Genomic DNA, 19,198 nt, shown 5'->3' on the forward strand with positions numbered 1-19,198 from the left:
TTCAGCCGTAATTAATTAAATAATTTACGTTAAAAAATCGTGAAATCAATCACTCAACGTCCTTCTCTTTTAAGAAAAAGCTGTTATAACTTAATAAACCTGCCCAATGGATAATGCATGTAGGATCCGCGAAAGGATGCACGACTGTGTGTACTGTGGAGTCTGTCTGATGTCGGACAGACTCTATTTTTTTATTGTTGTTATTTTGATTAAATTAATTTTCTGGCTTCCCTTCGAAACTGCGTGATTAATGATTCGGCAAGCGGTGTCTGGCGAGAATCACGACGCTGAATTAAATAATATGCTGCTTTAGGCAGGGTTTCGACAACCGGCAGCATTATCAGACGGTGCGCCAGAAGCGGATCGCAGCCCAGCTCCTGCGGTAAAATGCTGATGAAATCGCTTTGTGCGACGAGGCTAATACAGGAGGAAAAGGTCTCACAGACAACGCCAATTCGCGGTATTTGAGAGCGGTGGTTAAAAGTATCCTGCAACTGTTTATAATAACTTCCCCGGGGCGTAGGCATCGTCCAGTTATATTGCAGAAGCTCATTAATTGAGGTCGCCCCTGTCGCCGGATGCCCTGCCCGACAAAATACGGCAAAAGGCTTTTCGAACAGCTTTTCAAACGTAAATTCGTGATCGTACGGCCCCTGATAATAGGTATTGATGGTAAAGTCCAGCTCACCCTGACGTAATTCATTAATCATCGACACCAGCTGGCCTTCCATAATCCGGACGTTGACCTGAGGATGCTGCGCATGAAAACGCGTAATAACGGCTGGCATCAGGCTGCGTGAAATACTGGCCCCCATCCCAATATTGATCTGCCCGGCAAGTTCGCCCTGCCGCTGGCGGATGTCATCCTGCGCTGCACGCAGCTCTTCCAGAATCAAATTAGCGCGGTGATAAAACCCTTCCCCGCACTCGGTCAGCGCGACGCCTTTACTCCGGCGCACAAATAGCTGGGCCGCCATACCCTCCTCCAGCTCTTTAATGGATTTGGTCAGCGCGGGCTGCGAAAGATTAAGCGTCCGGCTGGCGCCGCGAATGCTGCCCTGACGCGCCACTTCGACAAACGCCCTGATTTGATGAAATTTAATCTGAAATGACATAACGCGACCGATAACCGTTGTTTATCAGAGTAAAGAAACTGTCATCTACTTTAATGGAAACGGATGTGCGAGGGTAATTCCTGAACGGTTAAAACTGTGAAAAAACGATTAGTGATAAGTAAAAACTATCACAGCGTGAAGCAGTTCACATATTTTAATGATGACAGGAAAAGATATGAACGCACTGGCGCAGTACATCCAGACATTAGCCCCACAACTGAGCGCATGGCGTCGCGATTTCCACCATTTCGCGGAATCCGGCTGGGTGGAGTTTCGAACAGCTGCGAAAGTCGCGGAGATCCTCGACTCGCTGGGCTACGAACTGGCGATGGGGCGCGACGTGGTCGATGCCGAAAGCCGTATGGGACTGCCCGATGACGCCACCCTTTCACGAGAGTTTGCCCGCGCCCGGGCACAGGGCGCGCCGGAGAAATGGCTGGCGCCGTTTGAGGGCGGGTTCACCGGCATTGTCGCGACCCTGAATACCGGACGTCCGGGCCCAACGCTGGCGTTTCGGGTAGACATGGATGCACTTGATTTAAGCGAAGCGCTTGACGACAGCCACCGACCGTACCGCGACGGGTTTGCCTCCTGCAACCCGGGCATGATGCACGCCTGTGGCCACGACGGGCATACCACCATTGGTCTGGGGCTCGCGCAGGTGCTTAAGCAGCATGAAGCGCAGCTCAACGGCACCATCAAACTGATCTTCCAGCCTGCCGAAGAGGGTACGCGCGGCGCGCGGGCTATGGTCGCCGCAGGCGCGCTGGACGGCGTGGACTACTTTACCGCCATTCATATCGGGACCGGCGTTCCGGAAGGGACGGTGATCTGCGGCAGCGATAACTTCATGGCGACCACCAAATTTGACGTGCGCTTTACCGGGGTCGCCGCACACGCTGGCGGTAAACCAGAAGAGGGCCGTAACGCCCTACTCGCGGCTGCCCAGGCCGCCATCGCGCTGCATGGCATCGCACCACACAGCGAAGGCGCGTCCCGGGTTAACGTCGGGGTCATGCAGGCGGGCAGCGGACGCAACGTGGTTCCGGCTGGTGCGTTGCTTAAGGTTGAAACCCGCGGCGAAAGCGAGGCTATTAATCAGTATGTCTTTGAGCGCGCACAGGCGGTAATTACCGGCGCGGCGGCGCTCTACGGCGTAACAGCCGGGGTAAACCTGATGGGGGCGGCGACCTCCAGCGCCCCTTCCCCGGCCTGGGTCGATTATCTGCGCGAACAGGCAAGCCAGGTGCCCGGCGTGACTCATGCCATTGATAAGGTCAAAGCGCCTGCGGGCTCCGAAGATGCCACGCTAATGATGGCCCGCGTACAGCAGAACGGCGGCATGGCCTCGTATATGGTCTTCGGCACCGAGCTGAGCGCCGGACATCACAACGAAAAATTCGATTTTGATGAGCAGGTGATGAACGTTGCCATCGAAACGCTGGCGCGAACTGCGCTTAATTTCCCGTGGACGCGAGGTGTGTAATGCAGGAGAACTACGCTTTTATCGCCGATGCCATCGACACGCGATGTCAGACGTTTACCGATATTGCCGACGACATCTGGGATCATCCCGAAACGCGCTTCGAAGAGTTCTGGTCCGCCGAACGGCTCGCCAGTGCGCTGGAAGCCGAGGGCTTTGCCCTGACGCGGGAAACCGGAGGCATTCCCAATGCCTTTATTGCCAGCTACGGCAGCGGCAAGCCCGTTATCGCCCTTCTGGGCGAATACGATGCCCTGGCCGGGCTAAGCCAGCAGGCGCACTGCGCGACGGCGCAATCCGCCACCCCGGGGGCGAACGGCCACGGCTGCGGGCATAACCTGTTAGGCACTGCTGCCTTCGCCGGGGCGGTGGCGGTGAAAAGCTGGCTGGAACAACACGGCGGCAGCGGAACGGTACGATTTTACGGCTGCCCCGGCGAGGAAGGCGGCTCCGGTAAAACCTTTATGGTACGTGAAGGGCTGTTTGACGACGTGGACGCTGCCGTGACATGGCACCCGGAGGCCTTTGCCGGGATGTTTAACGTCAGCACGCTGGCCAATATTCAGGCCGCCTGGCGGTTTAAGGGGATCGCCGCTCATGCCGCAAACTCCCCACATCTGGGGCGCAGCGCGCTGGATGCCGTGACGCTGATGACCACCGGTACAAACTTCCTCAACGAACACATCATTGAAAAAGCGCGCGTTCATTACGCCATCACCGATACCGGCGGGATTTCGCCCAACGTGGTACAGGCCCAGGCCGAGGTGCTGTACCTGATCCGCGCCCCGGAGATGGCCGATGCGCAGCAGATCTACGCGCGCATCGAGAAAATCGCCCAGGGTGCGGCGATGATGACCGAAACCACCGTCGAGTGCCGCTTTGATAAAGCCTGCTCCAGCTATCTGCCGAACCGTACGCTCGAAGCGGCGATGTACCGCGCATTGCAGCATTATGGCACGCCGGCCTGGACGGAAGAGGAACGCGAATTTGCCCGTGAAATCCGCGCCACGCTCACGGCAAACGACCTGCAAAACAGCCTGAAAAACATTGCCGCAACGGGGGCCGAAGAGGGAAAAGCGTTTGCCCGACGCCATCAGGAGACGCTGCTGGTGGATGAAGTTGCCCCTTACGCCATCACCGATAACGTGCTGGCAGGCTCCACCGATGTGGGGGATGTCAGCTGGAAGATGCCTGTTGCACAGTGCTTTAGCCCCTGTTTTACCGTCGGCACCCCACTGCATACCTGGCAACTAGTGGCGCAGGGGCGTACCTCAATTGCCCATAAAGGCATGTTGCTGGCCGGAAAAGTGATGGGCGCGACCGCGCTGCATCTGCTTCAGGATGCCGACCTGTTGCGAAAATGCCGGGAAGAGTTCGAACAACACATAACAGAAAAACCGTACGAGTGTCCGATCCCGCAGGGCGTGACGCCGTCACCTTTAAAATAAAAAAACACAACACAACAACACAACAACAGTCCCGAGGAACGCCCATGAGTATGTCTTCCATACCTTCGCATTCCCCATCCGGTAAGCTCTATGGCTGGGTTGAAAGGATCGGCAATAAAGTGCCGCACCCTTTCCTGCTTTTTATCTATTTAATTGTCATCCTGATGGTCGCGACGGCCGTGCTGTCCGCCTTTGAGGTGAGCGTGCGCAGCCCGGCCGACGGCAGTATGGTAGCAGTGAAAAACCTGCTCAGCGTTGAAGGGTTGCACTGGTTTTTGCCGAACGTGATTAAAAACTTCAGCGGTTTTGCGCCGCTGGGCGCCATCCTGGCGCTGGTGTTAGGCGCGGGACTGGCCGAACGCGTGGGTCTGCTGCCCGCGCTGATGGTGAAAATGGCCTCGCACGTCAGCGCGCGTTATGCCAGCTATATGGTGCTGTTTATTGCCTTCTTCAGCCATATCTCGTCCGACGCGGCGCTGGTGATCATGCCGCCGATGGGGGCGCTGATTTTCCTCGCCGTTGGCCGTCATCCTGTTGCGGGCCTGCTGTCGGCGATTGCGGGCGTCGGCTGTGGGTTTACCGCTAACCTGCTTATCGTGACCACCGATGTGCTGCTCTCCGGCATCAGTACGGAGGCAGCCAGCACCATCGATGCGACTATGCACGTCAGCGTGATCGACAACTGGTACTTTATGGCCAGTTCGGTGATTGTCCTGACGATTGTCGGGGGGCTGATTACCGATAAGATCATTGAGCCGCGCCTGGGTAAATGGGAAGGCCGGAGCGATGAAAAGCTGGAGACGCTGAGCAAAGAGCAGCAGTTCGGCCTGCGCGTAGCCGGGATCGTCTCGCTGGCGTTCATTGCGGTGGTGGCGCTGATGGTGGTGCCGGAAAATGGCGTGCTGCGCGATCCGATCAAACACACCGTACTGCCCTCGCCGTTTATTCAGGGCATTGTGCCGCTGATAATTCTCTTCTTCTTCGTCGTTTCGCTCGCGTTCGGCATCGCCACCGGCAAAATCCGCCGTCAGGGAGATCTGCCGCACCTGATGATCGAGCCGATGAAGGAGATGGCGGGTTTTATCGTGATGGTGTTCCCGCTGGCGCAGTTTGTCGCCATGTTTAACTGGAGCAATATGGGCAAGTTTATGGCCGTGAGCCTGACGGACGCGCTGGAGGCGGCGGGGTTGAGCGGTGTTCCGGCGTTTGTCGGCCTGGCGCTGCTGTCGTCCCTGCTGTGCATGTTTATTGCCAGCGGGTCGGCCATCTGGTCGATTCTGGCGCCCATCTTTGTCCCCATGTTTATGATGCTCGGCTTCCATCCTGCGTTCGCCCAGATCCTGTTCCGTGTCGCCGATTCCTCGGTGATCCCGCTGGCGCCCGTGTCACCCTTCGTTCCGCTGTTTTTAGGCTTCCTGCAACGCTACAGACCGGAGGCTAAGCTGGGTACCTATTATTCGCTGGTTCTGCCCTATCCGCTTATCTTCTTAGGGGTATGGCTGGTGATGCTGGTGGCGTGGTATCTTGTCGGCCTGCCGATTGGACCGGGTGTTTACCCGAGGCTGAACTAAGGAGTACTGATGCTGAGATTACTCGAAGATAAGATTGCGACGCCGCTGGGGCCGCTGTGGGTTATCGCGGATGAAGCGTTCAATCTGCGCGCGGTTGAATGGGAAGAGCACAGCGACCGGATGGTAGAGCTGCTCAACATCCATTATCGCGCCGAGGGTTACGAGCGTATTACTGCCCGTAATCCTGGCGGGCTGAGCGATAAACTGACGGCCTACTTCGAGGGCGATCTCAGCATTATTAATACCCTGCCAACCGCCACGGCGGGCACCCCTTTCCAGCGCGAGGTGTGGCAGGCGCTGCGTAATATTCCCTGCGGGCAGGTGATGCACTACGGTCAGCTGGCAGAACAGCTTGGCCGTGCCGGCGCGGCGCGCGCGGTCGGTGCGGCAAATGGCTCTAACCCCGTCAGCATTGTGGTGCCTTGCCATCGCGTGATCGGGCGCAACGGCACCCTCACCGGCTATGCCGGGGGCGTACAGCGCAAAGAGTGGCTGCTGCGTCACGAAGGGTATTTTCTGTTGTAATTCCCAGGCTTTTTGTGCTTAATTTTCTTCCTGTTAGGTTCATAATCCTTAATCATTCTGTGGAATTTCAAGGAGATGGCAACACGCTGCCGTCTCTTGTCTTTATTGGGGGTTTGCCAGACTTACGTCCTTACCAAAAAGATGTTAAAATTGACCAATATCAATTAAGGCTTGAGCAAACCTATGATCCCGGAAAAGCGAATTATACGACGCATTCAGTCTGGCGGTTGTGCTATCCATTGCCAGGATTGCAGCATCAGCCAGCTCTGTATCCCGTTTACTCTGAATGAGCACGAACTCGATCAGCTTGACAATATCATCGAGCGCAAAAAGCCTATTCAGAAAGGGCAGACGCTGTTTAAGGCGGGAGACGAACTGAAATCGCTCTATGCTATCCGTTCTGGCACCATCAAAAGCTACACCATTACCGAACAGGGCGACGAGCAGATCACCGGCTTCCATCTGGCAGGCGATTTAGTCGGCTTTGACGCCATCGGCAGTGGCCATCACCCGAGCTTTGCTCAGGCGCTGGAAACCTCTATGGTCTGCGAAATCCCGTTTGAGACGCTGGACGATCTGTCCGGTAAGATGCCGAACCTGCGTCAGCAGATGATGCGTCTGATGAGCGGTGAGATCAAAGGCGATCAGGATATGATCCTGCTGCTTTCCAAAAAGAATGCCGAAGAGCGTCTGGCCGCCTTTATCTATAACCTCTCCCGCCGTTTCGCGGAGCGTGGCTTCTCCCCGCGTGAATTCCGTCTGACCATGACGCGCGGTGATATTGGTAACTATCTGGGCCTGACCGTGGAAACCATCAGCCGTCTGCTGGGTCGCTTCCAGAAGAGCGGAATGCTGGCGGTTAAAGGTAAGTACATCACCATCGAAAACGGTGAAGCGCTGGCCATTCTGGCGGGTCACTCACGTAACGTGGCATAACTCTCCCGGATATCTTATGCCAGGTCGATAAATTTTCATGATTATTGATCTGGCAAAAACTTCCCCCCTGTTTCATTCAAGATATATAGGTTACTCTTTTACTTACAGACTGTGGTGACAGTAGTAAGGAGACCTGTATGGCAAAGTATCAAAACATGCTGGTGGCTATCGATCCTAACCAGGACGATCAGCCGGCATTACGACGTGCTGTGTATTTACATCAACGGATTGGTGGCAAAATTAAAGCCTTTTTGCCGATTTATGACTTCTCATACGAGATGACCACCCTTCTGTCGCCTGACGAGCGCACCGCTATGCGTCAGGGAGTGATCAGCCAGCGTACCGCGTGGATCCGCGAGCAGGCGAAATATTACCTGGAAGCGGGCGTACCGATTGATATCAAAGTGGTCTGGCACAACCGACCTTTCGAAGCCATTATTCAGGAAGTGGTGGCCGGTGGGCATGACCTGCTGCTGAAAATGGCGCACCAGCATGACAAACTGGAATCCGTGATTTTCACTCCAACCGACTGGCACCTGCTGCGCAAATGCCCTTGCCCGGTATGGATGGTGAAAGATCAGCCATGGCCTGAGGGCGGGAAAGCCGTCGTGGCGGTGAATCTGGCCAGCGAAGAGGATTATCACAATTCGCTGAACGAGAAGCTGGTGAAGGAAACCATCCAGCTTGCCGACCAGGTTAACCACACCGAAGTCCATCTGGTGGGCGCCTATCCGGTTACGCCAATCAATATCGCCATCGAGCTGCCTGAATTTGACCCGAGCGTGTATAACGACGCGATTCGCGGTCAGCATCTGCTGGCCATGAAAGCGCTGCGCCAGAAATTCAGTATCGATGAGAATATGACGCACGTAGAAAAAGGGTTACCGGAAGAGGTTATTCCGGATCTGGCGGAACATTTGCAGGCCGGGATTGTGGTGCTGGGCACCATTGGCCGGACCGGTATCTCTGCCGCGTTCCTGGGAAATACCGCCGAGCAGGTGATTGACCACCTGCGCTGCGACCTTCTGGTCATCAAACCGGATCAGTATCAAACGCCGGTTGAACTGGACGATGAGGAAGACGATTGACCCCAAAATGAAAGCCCGCCGGTAACGGCGGGCTTTTTTATTACGCTTCGCTCAACCGCTGCGTCGGTGCCTCGTCGCCGGCATTCATCCAGGGCGCGTGCAGAACCATGCTCGGCAGCGCCAGCTTGATCTCCTGCTGGTTCAGCCCCTCCAGAATACGGATATTGATCTCCTGCTGAATATCCATGTACTTGTTGTAGTCCGCCGTATTAACGATATGGACCACCTCGAAGGTCAGGCGATCGCGATCGAAGCCCAGGAAATGGGCGCGGTCAAACTTCGTTTCCCCGACGTCGGTAATGATCTGTTTGACCATATCACCCACTGAACGCAGTTTGTCCGGCGCCGTGTCGCTGGCAACCCCGAAGGTAAAGACGATCCGGCGCGTTTGCATCCGTTTGTAGTTATGCAGCGTCTGTTGCAGCAGAATGGCGTTCCCGCAGACAATCTGCTCCCCGCTCAGGCTGCGGATACGGGTGGTTTTCAGGCCAATGTGCTCTACCGTCCCGGCGACATCGTTAAACACCACAAAATCGCCAATTTCGAACGGCTTATCAAAACCGATGGAAAGCGATGCAAACACGTCGCTCAGGATCGTTTGCACCGCGAGGGCGATTGCAATACCCCCTACCCCAAGGCTGGCAACCAGAGCAGTGATGTTGACGCCCGCGTTAGCAAGAATAGACAGCAGCATCACTGACCAGACTATGGCACGGAGGATAAGCCCCGTGATCACCAGCGTCACCGGGTTTTTATGGCTTCCCGGCGCCAGCATGACGTGACGAAGCCACGACACCACCCCCTGATCCATCCACAGCGCCACCTGGATAGCGAAGACCAGGAACCAGGCGTGGCTCACGGTACCAAAGAGATGATCCGGTAAGTCGACGAAACGCAGGCTGAATAACAGCGCCACGACAAAAAGCAGGAAGCGGCTGGTGCGGTTAAGCATATCCGTCAGGATAAAACGCATCCGGTTGGTGGTGGGGTGCTTGTCGCCCCAGGTAGTGATCCCTTTCTTAACGAAGGCGATCAGACGCGTCAGCAGCCAGTACACCAGCAGAGTCACAAAAACCACCGTGGCGACGCCGATCCAGAAAGACGGCGTCATCATCAGCTCGATGATGTCGAAGCGGGACAAAAATCGCATTACACCTCCTCGTATTACACAAAGGGTAAAGTATAGACAGAGGAGAAAAGCTGGCCGCAGAAATAAGAAAACCGCCCCAGGGGCGGTTTGTCAGGATGAAGCGCAATTACAGCGCTTTCAGGATCGCATCCACGCTGGCCTTGGCGTCGCCAAACAGCATGTGGGTGTTATCTTTAAAGAACAGCGGGTTCTGCACGCCAGCATAGCCGGTGTTCATAGAGCGTTTGAAGACAATGACGTTCTGCGCCTTCCACACTTCGAGAACAGGCATACCCGCAATCGGACTACGCGGGTCGTCCTGCGCCGCCGGGTTAACGGTGTCGTTGGCGCCAATCACCAACACGGTGTCGGTGTCGGCGAAATCATCGTTGATCTCGTCCATTTCCAGCACAATGTCGTAAGGCACCTTCGCTTCCGCCAGCAGCACGTTCATGTGGCCTGGCAGACGCCCCGCCACCGGGTGAATACCAAAGCGAACCTTGATGCCGCGCGCGCGGAGTTTCTCGGTGATTTCCGCCACCGGATACTGCGCCTGCGCCACCGCCATGCCATAGCCTGGGGTGATGATGACGGAATGCGAGTTTTTCAGCATCTCTGCGGTGTCTTCCGCGCTGATTTCACGGTGTTCACCCACTTCCTCATCAGAACCGGTTGATGAGCCGTCAGAACCGAAGCCACCCGCGATGACGCTGATAAACGAACGGTTCATCGCCTTACACATGATGTAAGACAGGATCGCACCGGAAGAACCGACCAGCGCACCGGTGACAATCAGCAGGTCGTTGCTCAGCATAAAGCCTGCCGCCGCCGCCGCCCAACCGGAGTAGGAGTTCAGCATGGAAACCACCACCGGCATATCTGCTCCGCCGATAGACGCCACCAGATGCCAGCCGAAGGCCAGCGCGATGATGGTCATCACCAGTAACGCCAGCACCTGCAAGCCTACGCTTTCGGTACGCACGAAGACCACCAGCAGCACAAAGGAAACGACCAGCGCCGCCAGGTTCAGCTTGTGGCGGTTAGGCAGCATCAGCGGTTTGGAAGAGATCTTCCCGCGCAGCTTGCCGAACGCCACAATCGACCCGGTGAAGGTCACCGCACCGATGAAGATGCCGAGGAACACTTCGGTCAGGTGGATGTTCACCAGAATCGGCTCCAGGCCCGGTTCGTGGTACAGGTAGCTGTTGAAGCCCACCAGCACCGCCGCCAGACCCACGAAGCTGTGCAGAATGGCAACCAGCTCCGGCATCTCGGTCATTTCAACGCGTTTCGCCAGACGAATACCAATCGCGCCGCCGATGATCATCGCCACCAGGATCCACGCCACGTTGCCGGTGTCCGGCCCAAAGATAGTGGCAATCAGTGCAATCGCCATCCCGGCGATACCAAAGTTATTTCCCTGCTGAGACGTTTCGTGTTTGGAAAGCCCCGCCAGACTGAAAATAAACAGGATTGCAGCAACAATGTATGCGGCTGTAACTAATCCTCCAGACATATGCTACCCCTTAGCCTTTACGAAACATTTTCAGCATGCGCTGAGTCACGGTGAAACCACCGAAAATATTGATACTGGCGATCAGCACTGCGATGAAGCTCAGGAAGCTGATCCAGCCGCCATGACCAATTTGCAGCAATGCCCCAACCACGATAATCCCGGAGATGGCATTGGTGACCGACATCAGCGGGGTATGCAGCGCATGGGAGACGTTCCACACGACGTAGTAACCCACCACGCAGGAGAGCGCGAAGACGGTGAAGTGGCCAAGGAACTCTTTTGGCGCGACGTCCGCCAGCCAGCCAAACAGGATAATAACCAGCGCCATGATGGCGTATTTGCGCCACGGCGACGCAGGTTTTGCTGGCTCCGCGGGCTCTGGCGCCGCTTTCGGCGCAGCCTGAGGTTGAGCGGAAACCTGAATCGGCGGTGCAGGCCAGGTGATTTCCCCTTCCCGCACCACGGTAACGCCACGCACCACCACATCATCAAAATCAACGGTAATGTTGCCGTCTTTCTCTTTGCAGAGCAGCTTCAGCAGGTTAACGAGGTTCGTGCCGTACAGCTGAGAGGACTGGGTTGGCAGACGCCCTGGCAGGTCGGTATAACCGATCACCTTCACGCCGTTCGAGGTCGTCGTGACCTGGTTTGGCACGGTATACTCACAGTTACCGCCGTTTTGCGCCGCCAGATCGACAATAACGCTGCCCGGCTGCATGGAATCCACCATCTCACGGGTGATCAGCTTCGGCGCCGGTTTACCCGGAATAAGCGCGGTGGTGACAATGATGTCCACCTCTTTTGCCTGCGCCGCAAAGAGCGCCATTTCCGCCTTAATAAAGGCTTCAGACATGACCTTCGCGTAACCATCACCGCTGCCCGCTTCTTCCTTGAAGTCCAGCTCAAGGAATTCGGCGCCCATACTCTGCACCTGCTCCTTCACTTCCGGCCGGGTATCAAACGCGCGAACAATAGCGCCCAGGCTGTTTGCGGCCCCGATAGCGGCAAGACCTGCCACACCGGCACCAATCACCATCACCTTCGCGGGTGGTACTTTACCTGCCGCCGTAATCTGACCGGTAAAGAAGCGACCAAACTCATGCGCAGCTTCGACAATGGCGCGATAGCCGGCAATGTTCGCCATGGAGCTCAGCGCGTCCAGAGACTGCGCGCGCGATATACGCGGCACGGAGTCCATCGCCATCACGGTGACACCGCGTGCTGCCAGCTTCTCCATCAGCTCCGGGTTTTGGGCTGGCCAGACAAAGCTCACAAGCGTCGTGCCCGCGTTCAGCAGTTCAATTTCACTCTCTTCCGGTGCGTTGACCTTCAGAATGATGGGTGATTGCCAGACCTCAGCACCGTCCACTATTTCCGCGCCAGCCTGAGTAAAGGCCTCGTCATCGAAACTCGCCAGTTTGCCCGCGCCGCTTTCAATCGCGACGGTAAAACCCAGTTTAAGCAGTTGCTCCACCGTTTTTGGTGTCGCCGCTACGCGGGTTTCATTGGCTAACCGTTCTTTTGGTACCCCAATACGCATAGTTTTCCCTTCCATCGGTTTTTGATGATGGTTTGTCGATAATTGCCCACGGTTTGTATCAATTTTCACCATCGAGATATCGACGGAGAATGATTAACCCCGGAAAATAAAACAGTAACAAACTTTCTATAACCTACTGAAAATAGCGCCCGTGATCTACCGCCAGAAAACACTATTTCTTACTTTATCTGTGAAAAATAAGCGATCGGGGTCACTGACAGAGATATTTACCTTAAATTCGCCTTCAGGACCGATAAATCGCGCAAGCGAAGCGGTAAAAACATGATATAGCGCCATAAAAGAACAACTCATTAACATTAAATTAACTTGTAAAAGTCATATGCTTAATCAGTTTTGCTTGTGAAACGCCTGTTTTTTCCACATATCACAAAATGTTATCGAATCAGGTCCTTTGGTGAGCACAGGCTGTGAAAAATGCCGCAGACAGCGACGGGTGTTAAATGCCATAATCGGGACCGTCTCAAATTAACAACAACACCAGTACATGGTTTGCGCAAGGCGAAGGATTATTTTTATGAAGCTTAAGAACACACTCCTGGCGTCCGCACTTCTTTCCGCGACCGCCCTGTCTGCGAATGCCGCGACAGAGTTGACGCCGGAGCAAGCGGCAGCGTTAAAACCTTTTGACCATACGGTCATTGTGGGTCGCTATAACTCTATTGGCGATGCCGTCGCCGCCGCATCAAAAGCCGCCGATAAAAACGGCGCTGCCTCGTTTTACGTTGTTGACCAGTCCGATCAGGGCAACAGCGGCAACCAGCGCGTGACGATTGCGCTGTACAAAGAGAATGCCCCAAAAGCAGATGAACAGAAAAACCGCGTGATTAACGGCATTGTTGAACTGCCGAAAGATCAGGCTGTTCAGCTGGAACCGTATGACACCGTGACCGTTCAGGGCTTCTACCGCAGCCAGCCTGAAGTTAACGATGCCATCACCAAAGCCGCGAGAGAAAAAGGCGCTTACGCGTTCTATATCGTGCGTCAGGTTGATGCCAACCAGGGCGGAAACCAGCGCATCACCGCCTTCATCTATAAGCAAGATGCGAAAAAACGCGTAGTACAAAGCCCGGATGCCATTCCAGCGGATTCAGATGCGGGACGTGCCGCGTTAGCGAAAGGCGGTGAAGAAGCGAAGAAAGTGGAAATTCCGGGCGTTGCAACCTCGGCGGCACCAAGCGCTGAAGTGGGTCGTTTCTTTGAAACCCAATCCACCAAAGGCGGTCGTTATACCGTTACGTTACCAGACGGCACGAAAATTGAAGAGCTGAACAAAGCCACTGCCGCGCAGATGGTGCCGTTCGACAGCATCAAGTTTACGGGCAACTATGGCAACATGACGGAAATCTCCTATCAGGTGGCGAAGCGTGCTGCGAAGAAAGGCGCGAAGTATTACCACATCACCCGCCAGTGGCAGGAACGTGGTAACAACCTGACCATCAGCGCCGATCTGTACAAGTAACAAAACGGTTTCATAAAGGCGGCGCAGTGCCGCCTTTTTTGTTACTTTTTTTCTGATTTCTGCCACACGTCATTGCATGCATCCTTCACACTCCGTAAAATCCCGCGCCTTAGCGTGATCCACCATTTTTATGCGCCTTAGCGAAATAATTATTCTGGATTTGGACTTTTCATAACAGGAAGCCAATGGAAAAGAAACTTGGCCTGAGTGCTTTAACTGCACTTGTATTGAGCTCAATGCTGGGCGCGGGCGTATTCAGTTTGCCGCAGAACATGGCGGCCGTCGCCAGCCCGGCCGCATTACTGATTGGCTGGGGCATTACCGGTGTCGGGATTTTGCTGCTGGCGTTCGCCATGCTGCTGCTGACCCGTATCCGACCGGATCTGGACGGCGGAATATTCACTTACGCCCGGGAAGGTTTCGGCGAGCTGATCGGCTTCTGCTCCGCCTGGGGTTACTGGCTGTGCGCGGTGATCGCCAACGTCTCCTATCTGGTTATCGTCTTCTCGGCGCTCAGCTTCTTTACCGATACGCCCGAACTGCGCCTGTTTGGCGACGGCAATACCTGGCAGTCCATCGTCGGCGCCTCGGTCCTGCTGTGGATAGTTCACTGGCTGATTTTGCGTGGCGTCCAGACCGCAGCCAGCATTAACCTGGTGGCGACGCTGGCCAAGCTGGTGCCGCTTGGCCTGTTCGTCGTGCTGGCCTTCCTCGCCTTCCGTCTCGATGTCTTTACGCTCGATTTCAGCGGCATTGCGCTGGGCGTCCCCGTCTGGGAACAGGTGAAAAATACCATGCTGATCACCCTGTGGGTGTTCATCGGCGTTGAAGGTGCCGTCGTGGTCTCTGCCCGCGCGCGTAACAAGCGCGATGTGGGACGCGCCACGCTGCTGGCCGTACTGGCGGCGCTGGGCGTTTATCTGCTGGTGACGCTGCTGTCGCTCGGCGTGGTAGCTCGCCCTGAACTTGCGGAAATGCGTAACCCGTCCATGGCCGGGCTGATGGTGAAAATGTTGGGTCCCTGGGGGGACGTGATTATCGCGGCGGGTCTGATTGTTTCCGTTTGCGGCGCCTATCTGAGCTGGACCATTATGGCAGCGGAAGTCCCGTTCCTGGCCGCCACGCACAAAGCGTTCCCGCGCCTGTTTGCCCGTCAGAACAAAAACAGTGCGCCATCGGCCTCTCTGTGGCTCACCAACATCAGCGTGCAGGTCTGTCTGGTGCTGATCTGGCTCACAGGATCGGACTATAACACGCTGCTGACCATCGCCTCCGAGATGATTCTGGTACCCTATTTCTTAGTGGGCGCATATCTGTTAAAAATTGCGACCCGCCCGGCACACTATGCGGTAGGCGTCGGCGCCTGTATTTACGGTCTATGGTTGTTGTATGCTTCCGGACCGATGCATCTGCTGCTGTCCGTGGTGCTCTACGCGCCGGGCCTGCTGGTGTTTATCTACGCTCGCCGTACACATCAGCTTGATAATGCCCTTAAGCGCCGCGAAATGGCATTGATAGGTTTGCTGTTAGTCGCTGCCGTACCGGCAACGTGGATGTTAATGGGATAGCGCCGCCTGTCCCATTGTTGAACTGAAAAGGAGATTACGATGGGACACACGCAGCAACGCCCAATATTGATCACTGGCGCAGGCCGTCGCATTGGCCTCGCCCTCGCCCATCACTTTCTCAATCTTCGCCATCCGGTTATCGTCAGTTACCGCACGGAATATCCCTCCATTGAAGGGCTACGAAATGCCGGAGCAGTCTGCATTCAGGCGGATTTCTCCACAGATGAAGGTATTCTCGCCTTCGCGGACAAAGTGAAGTCGACCACCCACGGACTGCGGGCGGTTATTCACAACGCCAGTACCTGGCTTCCCGAAAAAGCAGGACATTCACTCAGCGAAACGCTCGCCTGCATGATGCAGATCCACGTTAATGCGCCTTATCTGCTCAACCATGCCCTACAGGATTTGCTGCGCGGACACGGCCATGCCGCAGGCGACATTATCCATTTCACCGATTACGTGGTGGAGCGAGGAAGCGACAAACACATCGCCTATGCGGCCAGCAAAGCCGCGCTGGATAATATGACCCGCTCTTTCGCACGCAAGCTGGCGCCCGAGGTAAAGGTCAACGCGATTGCTCCGGCGATGATTTTATTTAACGAAGGCGATGATGCCGAGTATCGTCAGCAGGCGCTCAACAAGTCGTTAATGAAAATTGCGCCCGGCGAGAAAGAGGTGATCGACCTGATCGATTATCTGCTGACCAGCTGTTACGTCACGGGCCGAACGTTTGCCGTGGACGGTGGCCGCCCCCTGCGCTAGTGAAAGCGGCTCCAGAAGAAGATGAGCACCCAGGCGCTGAGGCTCCAGCAGACCACCGCCCCGCCCAGCGCCATGGGCAGACGCAGAAAACCGGTGAAGTACCACAGCGACAGCAGGTAAATAAAATACGGGATGATCGACCACATCCCGAACACAATGGTGGCGCGCAGCGCCTCAATACCCCGCTCAGAGGCCACAATATAGTGCGCGATTAACGCAAAGGTGGGAAACAGCGGGATCAGCCCGGCAATATAGTAGTTCTTCGTTTTAGCCAGCACCCCAATCAGCAGCACGACCAGCGCACCTAGCGCGGCTTTTATCACCAGCCCCATTCTTTTCCCTTAACAATCAAATAACATTCCCGTGCAGGATAACGGAACTCCGGCTAATTTTGAAAGATTAATGGAAGGTTAAGGTTGCGCGGTGTATGTTGACGTTTTTCGCGATGACAGACGTTGTATGAATAAGATTGTTTATGTTGAAGATGAACCCGAGGTGGGGCAATTAATCGCCGCTTATCTGGGTAAACATGATATGGAAGTGGTTGTCGAGCCTCGTGGCGATCGCGCTGAAGACGTCGTCAACCGCGAAAATCCGGATCTGGTGTTGCTGGACATCATGCTGCCCGGGAAAGATGGTATGACGCTCTGCCGGGATCTGCGCGCGAAATGGGACGGCCCGATCGTGCTGCTGACCTCTCTCGACAGCGATATGAATCATATTCTGTCGCTTGAGATGGGCGCAAACGACTACATCCTGAAAACCACGCCGCCGGCGGTTCTGCTAGCCCGTTTACGCCTCCATCTGCGTCAGCGTGCCAGCGCTGAGCGTGAAGCGCCTGCGCCCTCCTTAACGCCGCATAAAGCGATGCGTTTCGGCACACTTTCTATCGACCCGGTCAACCGACAGGTTATGCTTTCCGGGGAGCTGATTGCGCTCTCAACCGCAGATTTTGACCTGCTGTGGGAGCTTGCAACCCATGCCGGACAAATTATGGACCGGGATGCATTGCTGAAAAATCTGCGCGGCGTAAGTTACGACGGAATGGATCGTAGCGTTGATGTGGCGATTTCACGACTGCGTAAAAAACTGTTGGATAACGCCACGGAACCTTACCGCATCAAAACCGTACGCAACAAGGGCTATCTGTTTGCACCGCACGCCTGGGAAACCTGAAAAAGGAGCAAACAGGAATATTCGAAAAATAACTGACGATGCATCGGAATTGTTATCGATATTCGTCGAAAGTTATCGATTATATGCATCGTCAGTTATGACATATCCTCTGGTCTGATTCCTCTCTCCAGTTCTATTTCGATGTGCATTTTTCGCGTAAACAAAAGTAGCGCTAATGTATTTGATTGCTATAGTACAATATATATTCAGCAGAGCAGGCACCATCATCGATCAAAAATCCGTCACTTAAATGCACATTAGGCTAAAAATGATCTTTACAATTGACTTAATCATTATCTTATCCTTATGAAAACAAAGGGGATAATGGCGAACATATAAATAATATCGATCTTTTTCAATAGCTTACGTGTTTGCAGAAATCTAATTCTCATGCTAAACCTTATACTCTCTCAATTATTTAATGAAAGAGGTATAGCAATGTCATGGAGAGTCATTAGCTCGGTAATTTGTCCTAACACGGGAATCGTTTATTCAAGCATCTTGGGACTCAAGTTCTTGAAACTCATCATTTGGTATGAAAGCGATGTCTATTTGTACCCCGGTGACAGGATATATCCGACAAAAAATGGCGTCTTCATAAATGGTGTTTTCAAGCCTATATCGATATACAACATATCACCTTACAACGAAATGTTGTGGAGTGAAATTAAAAACAAGATGGCCTGCCCATACAATCGAAACCAGCACGAGGAGATATGCACTTACGCGGTGCATTGCAACGCGCGGAAATGCCCGCATGGGTTTGCCACCAACCCACTGATTGTCAGCACAGGTAAATCCAGACATTAGCGAAAATCGGAAATATTGAGATCAAGATAATTAATATTTCTGCTGCACCGCCTTTGTCCGGATAAATCTCCGTGACTACAGCCCAAATGCTCCTGTGGGGACATTTGGGCTGTAGTCACGCCTGGCAACTCTGGCTTCTTGTACCAAATTAATTTTTATTGTGCAATTTTAAGCAAGCCATCCGGAAGGCTAAAATAAAAATTGCTAATTAACCCTGCCCGTGCATTAATGGTCTCGTTAGTCCGATCCAATAATAGTTGGACAAGTTGCATGACAATTCTCATAACCAGGCGCTATCGCTGATATCCCCTCCTTTTGAGTCCACACCTTAGCATTATATGTTTATTAGCTTTTATATCACTTCGGAAATGTTCAAATGGAGTCTTTATGTCATCAAAAATTTTAGGTCTGGTTAAGTGGTTTAAGGAAGATAAAGGCTTTGGTTTTATCTCCCCTGTAGATGGCAGCAAAGATGTTTTCGTGCATTTCTCTGCCCTTCAGGGAGAGAACTTCAAAACACTTTTTGAAGGTCAGAAAGTCGAATTTATCATCGTAAGCGGCGATAAAGGCCCTGCTGCTGCGAATGTAACGCTTTGCGATAAATAATATCAGCACACAGCCGCGTTGACGATGATGTTGCTTCTGGCTCGTGGACTGCACAAGCAGTCTACAATCCGATGCTAACTGCTTGTAAATCAGTAAAGTGTTATTGAGGTCAGGCGGCCGCGAAAAACATCGTCTCTTCCACTTCTTGTATGAGTATTTCTTCAGAGACGCTGAGAGGATTTAAACAAAGCGCTACAGTAGGGACAGACAAGCTGGGCCCCCTTTTGTATGCGAGTGAAACTGTGCTCTGACTCTTTAGCGCAGTTTGGACATGAACATTTGACTAAATAATTGCGACGAAGTTGCGAGTTTTTACGTCCCGACATAGGCTGCTCCTGAATGAAAAGGATTGCCACCATACACGTTAAGGCAGGATATTGCTTGCTTTTATTTCCCAAAGAGAGCAAAAAAAGGAAAGGAGCCACGCTTCTGGAACATTCTTACC

18 protein-coding genes are annotated in these 19,198 nt (G+C 54.1%); 12 read left to right on the top strand and 6 right to left on the bottom strand.

The window, feature by feature from the left end:
• Nucleotides 1-209: 209 nt before the first annotated feature.
• Complete coding sequence (locus tag SK58_RS14080; protein WP_003857524.1) at nucleotides 210-1,115, bottom strand: LysR family transcriptional regulator; 906 nt, start codon at nucleotides 1,113-1,115, stop codon at nucleotides 210-212.
• A gap of 175 nt (nucleotides 1,116-1,290) precedes the next feature.
• Between SK58_RS14080 and SK58_RS14085 the strand changes: the two genes are divergently transcribed.
• From SK58_RS14085 to uspE, 6 genes are all read left to right on the top strand, one after another.
• A complete protein-coding gene (locus tag SK58_RS14085) occupies nucleotides 1,291-2,601 on the top strand; it encodes a M20 family metallo-hydrolase (protein ID WP_048220130.1) in 1,311 nt (436 codons plus the stop codon).
• Nucleotides 2,601-4,046, top strand: a complete 1,446-nt coding sequence (locus SK58_RS14090) for a M20 family metallopeptidase (protein ID WP_048220133.1) — start codon at nucleotides 2,601-2,603, stop codon at nucleotides 4,044-4,046. Before SK58_RS14085 ends, SK58_RS14090 begins: the two co-directional genes overlap by 1 nt.
• Nucleotides 4,047-4,090: 44 nt before the next feature.
• Nucleotides 4,091-5,617: a p-aminobenzoyl-glutamate transporter gene (abgT, locus tag SK58_RS14095; RefSeq protein ID WP_032104209.1), complete on the top strand. Its 1,527-nt coding sequence runs from the start codon at nucleotides 4,091-4,093 to the stop codon at nucleotides 5,615-5,617.
• Between the two features lie 9 nt (nucleotides 5,618-5,626).
• Nucleotides 5,627-6,142, top strand: coding sequence for a methylated-DNA--[protein]-cysteine S-methyltransferase (ogt, locus tag SK58_RS14100; protein WP_015570643.1), 516 nt, complete (start codon nucleotides 5,627-5,629; stop codon nucleotides 6,140-6,142).
• 183 nt (nucleotides 6,143-6,325) lie between these two features.
• Nucleotides 6,326-7,078 (top strand): fumarate/nitrate reduction transcriptional regulator Fnr, encoded by a 753-nt coding sequence (gene fnr / locus SK58_RS14105; protein WP_000611906.1) that lies wholly within the window; start codon nucleotides 6,326-6,328, stop codon nucleotides 7,076-7,078.
• A gap of 137 nt (nucleotides 7,079-7,215) precedes the next feature.
• Complete coding sequence (gene uspE, locus SK58_RS14110) at nucleotides 7,216-8,166, top strand: universal stress protein UspE (protein WP_006808916.1); 951 nt, start codon at nucleotides 7,216-7,218, stop codon at nucleotides 8,164-8,166.
• A gap of 40 nt (nucleotides 8,167-8,206) precedes the next feature.
• On the opposite strand, the gene SK58_RS14115 is transcribed toward uspE, so the two are convergent.
• The 3 genes from SK58_RS14115 to pntA form a co-directional block, all read right to left on the bottom strand.
• On the bottom strand, nucleotides 8,207-9,316 hold the full coding sequence (locus tag SK58_RS14115) for a mechanosensitive ion channel family protein (protein ID WP_017694101.1): 1,110 nt from the start codon (nucleotides 9,314-9,316) through the stop codon (nucleotides 8,207-8,209).
• 106 nt (nucleotides 9,317-9,422) lie between these two features.
• Nucleotides 9,423-10,811 carry a Re/Si-specific NAD(P)(+) transhydrogenase subunit beta gene (pntB, locus tag SK58_RS14120; protein WP_003857541.1) on the bottom strand — a complete coding sequence of 463 codons (1,389 nt, stop codon included), beginning with the start codon at nucleotides 10,809-10,811 and terminating at the stop codon, nucleotides 9,423-9,425.
• A 10-nt stretch (nucleotides 10,812-10,821) separates the two neighbouring features.
• The gene (pntA, locus tag SK58_RS14125) at nucleotides 10,822-12,351 is read right to left on the bottom strand and encodes a Re/Si-specific NAD(P)(+) transhydrogenase subunit alpha (protein WP_045329760.1); all 1,530 of its coding nucleotides are present in this window, start codon (nucleotides 12,349-12,351) and stop codon (nucleotides 10,822-10,824) included.
• A 535-nt stretch (nucleotides 12,352-12,886) separates the two neighbouring features.
• Here pntA and ydgH point away from each other — a divergent pair.
• From ydgH to folM, 3 genes are all read left to right on the top strand, one after another.
• Nucleotides 12,887-13,831 carry a DUF1471 family protein YdgH gene (ydgH, locus tag SK58_RS14130; protein ID WP_000769339.1) on the top strand — a complete coding sequence of 315 codons (945 nt, stop codon included), beginning with the start codon at nucleotides 12,887-12,889 and terminating at the stop codon, nucleotides 13,829-13,831.
• A 185-nt stretch (nucleotides 13,832-14,016) separates the two neighbouring features.
• Nucleotides 14,017-15,399 carry an amino acid permease gene (locus SK58_RS14135; RefSeq protein WP_003857548.1) on the top strand — a complete coding sequence of 461 codons (1,383 nt, stop codon included), beginning with the start codon at nucleotides 14,017-14,019 and terminating at the stop codon, nucleotides 15,397-15,399.
• A 39-nt stretch (nucleotides 15,400-15,438) separates the two neighbouring features.
• A complete protein-coding gene (gene folM, locus SK58_RS14140) occupies nucleotides 15,439-16,161 on the top strand; it encodes a dihydromonapterin reductase (RefSeq protein ID WP_003857550.1) in 723 nt (240 codons plus the stop codon).
• Here folM and SK58_RS14145 read toward each other — a convergent pair.
• Entirely contained in the window at nucleotides 16,158-16,493 is a 336-nt protein-coding gene (locus tag SK58_RS14145) for a GlpM family protein (protein ID WP_015570648.1), read from the bottom strand. The genes folM and SK58_RS14145 overlap by 4 nt on opposite strands.
• Before the next feature lie 127 nt (nucleotides 16,494-16,620).
• Between SK58_RS14145 and rstA the strand changes: the two genes are divergently transcribed.
• From rstA to SK58_RS14160, 3 genes are all read left to right on the top strand, one after another.
• Entirely contained in the window at nucleotides 16,621-17,337 is a 717-nt protein-coding gene (gene rstA / locus SK58_RS14150) for a two-component system response regulator RstA (protein ID WP_015570649.1), read from the top strand.
• Between the two features lie 438 nt (nucleotides 17,338-17,775).
• Nucleotides 17,776-18,147 (top strand): anti-adapter protein IraM, encoded by a 372-nt coding sequence (gene iraM, locus SK58_RS14155; protein ID WP_023296508.1) that lies wholly within the window; start codon nucleotides 17,776-17,778, stop codon nucleotides 18,145-18,147.
• 387 nt (nucleotides 18,148-18,534) lie between these two features.
• Nucleotides 18,535-18,753, top strand: coding sequence for a cold shock domain-containing protein (locus SK58_RS14160; protein WP_017384577.1), 219 nt, complete (start codon nucleotides 18,535-18,537; stop codon nucleotides 18,751-18,753).
• A 161-nt stretch (nucleotides 18,754-18,914) separates the two neighbouring features.
• Here the strand turns inward: SK58_RS14160 and SK58_RS23130 are convergent, their stop codons facing one another.
• Nucleotides 18,915-19,112, bottom strand: coding sequence for a YnfU family zinc-binding protein (locus SK58_RS23130; protein WP_306414190.1), 198 nt, complete (start codon nucleotides 19,110-19,112; stop codon nucleotides 18,915-18,917).
• Between the last annotated feature and the right edge of the window lie 86 nt (nucleotides 19,113-19,198).

It is taken from the genome of Enterobacter sp. BIDMC93, from assembly GCF_001037805.1.
In the GTDB taxonomy this organism is placed as follows: domain Bacteria; phylum Pseudomonadota; class Gammaproteobacteria; order Enterobacterales; family Enterobacteriaceae; genus Enterobacter; species Enterobacter hormaechei_C.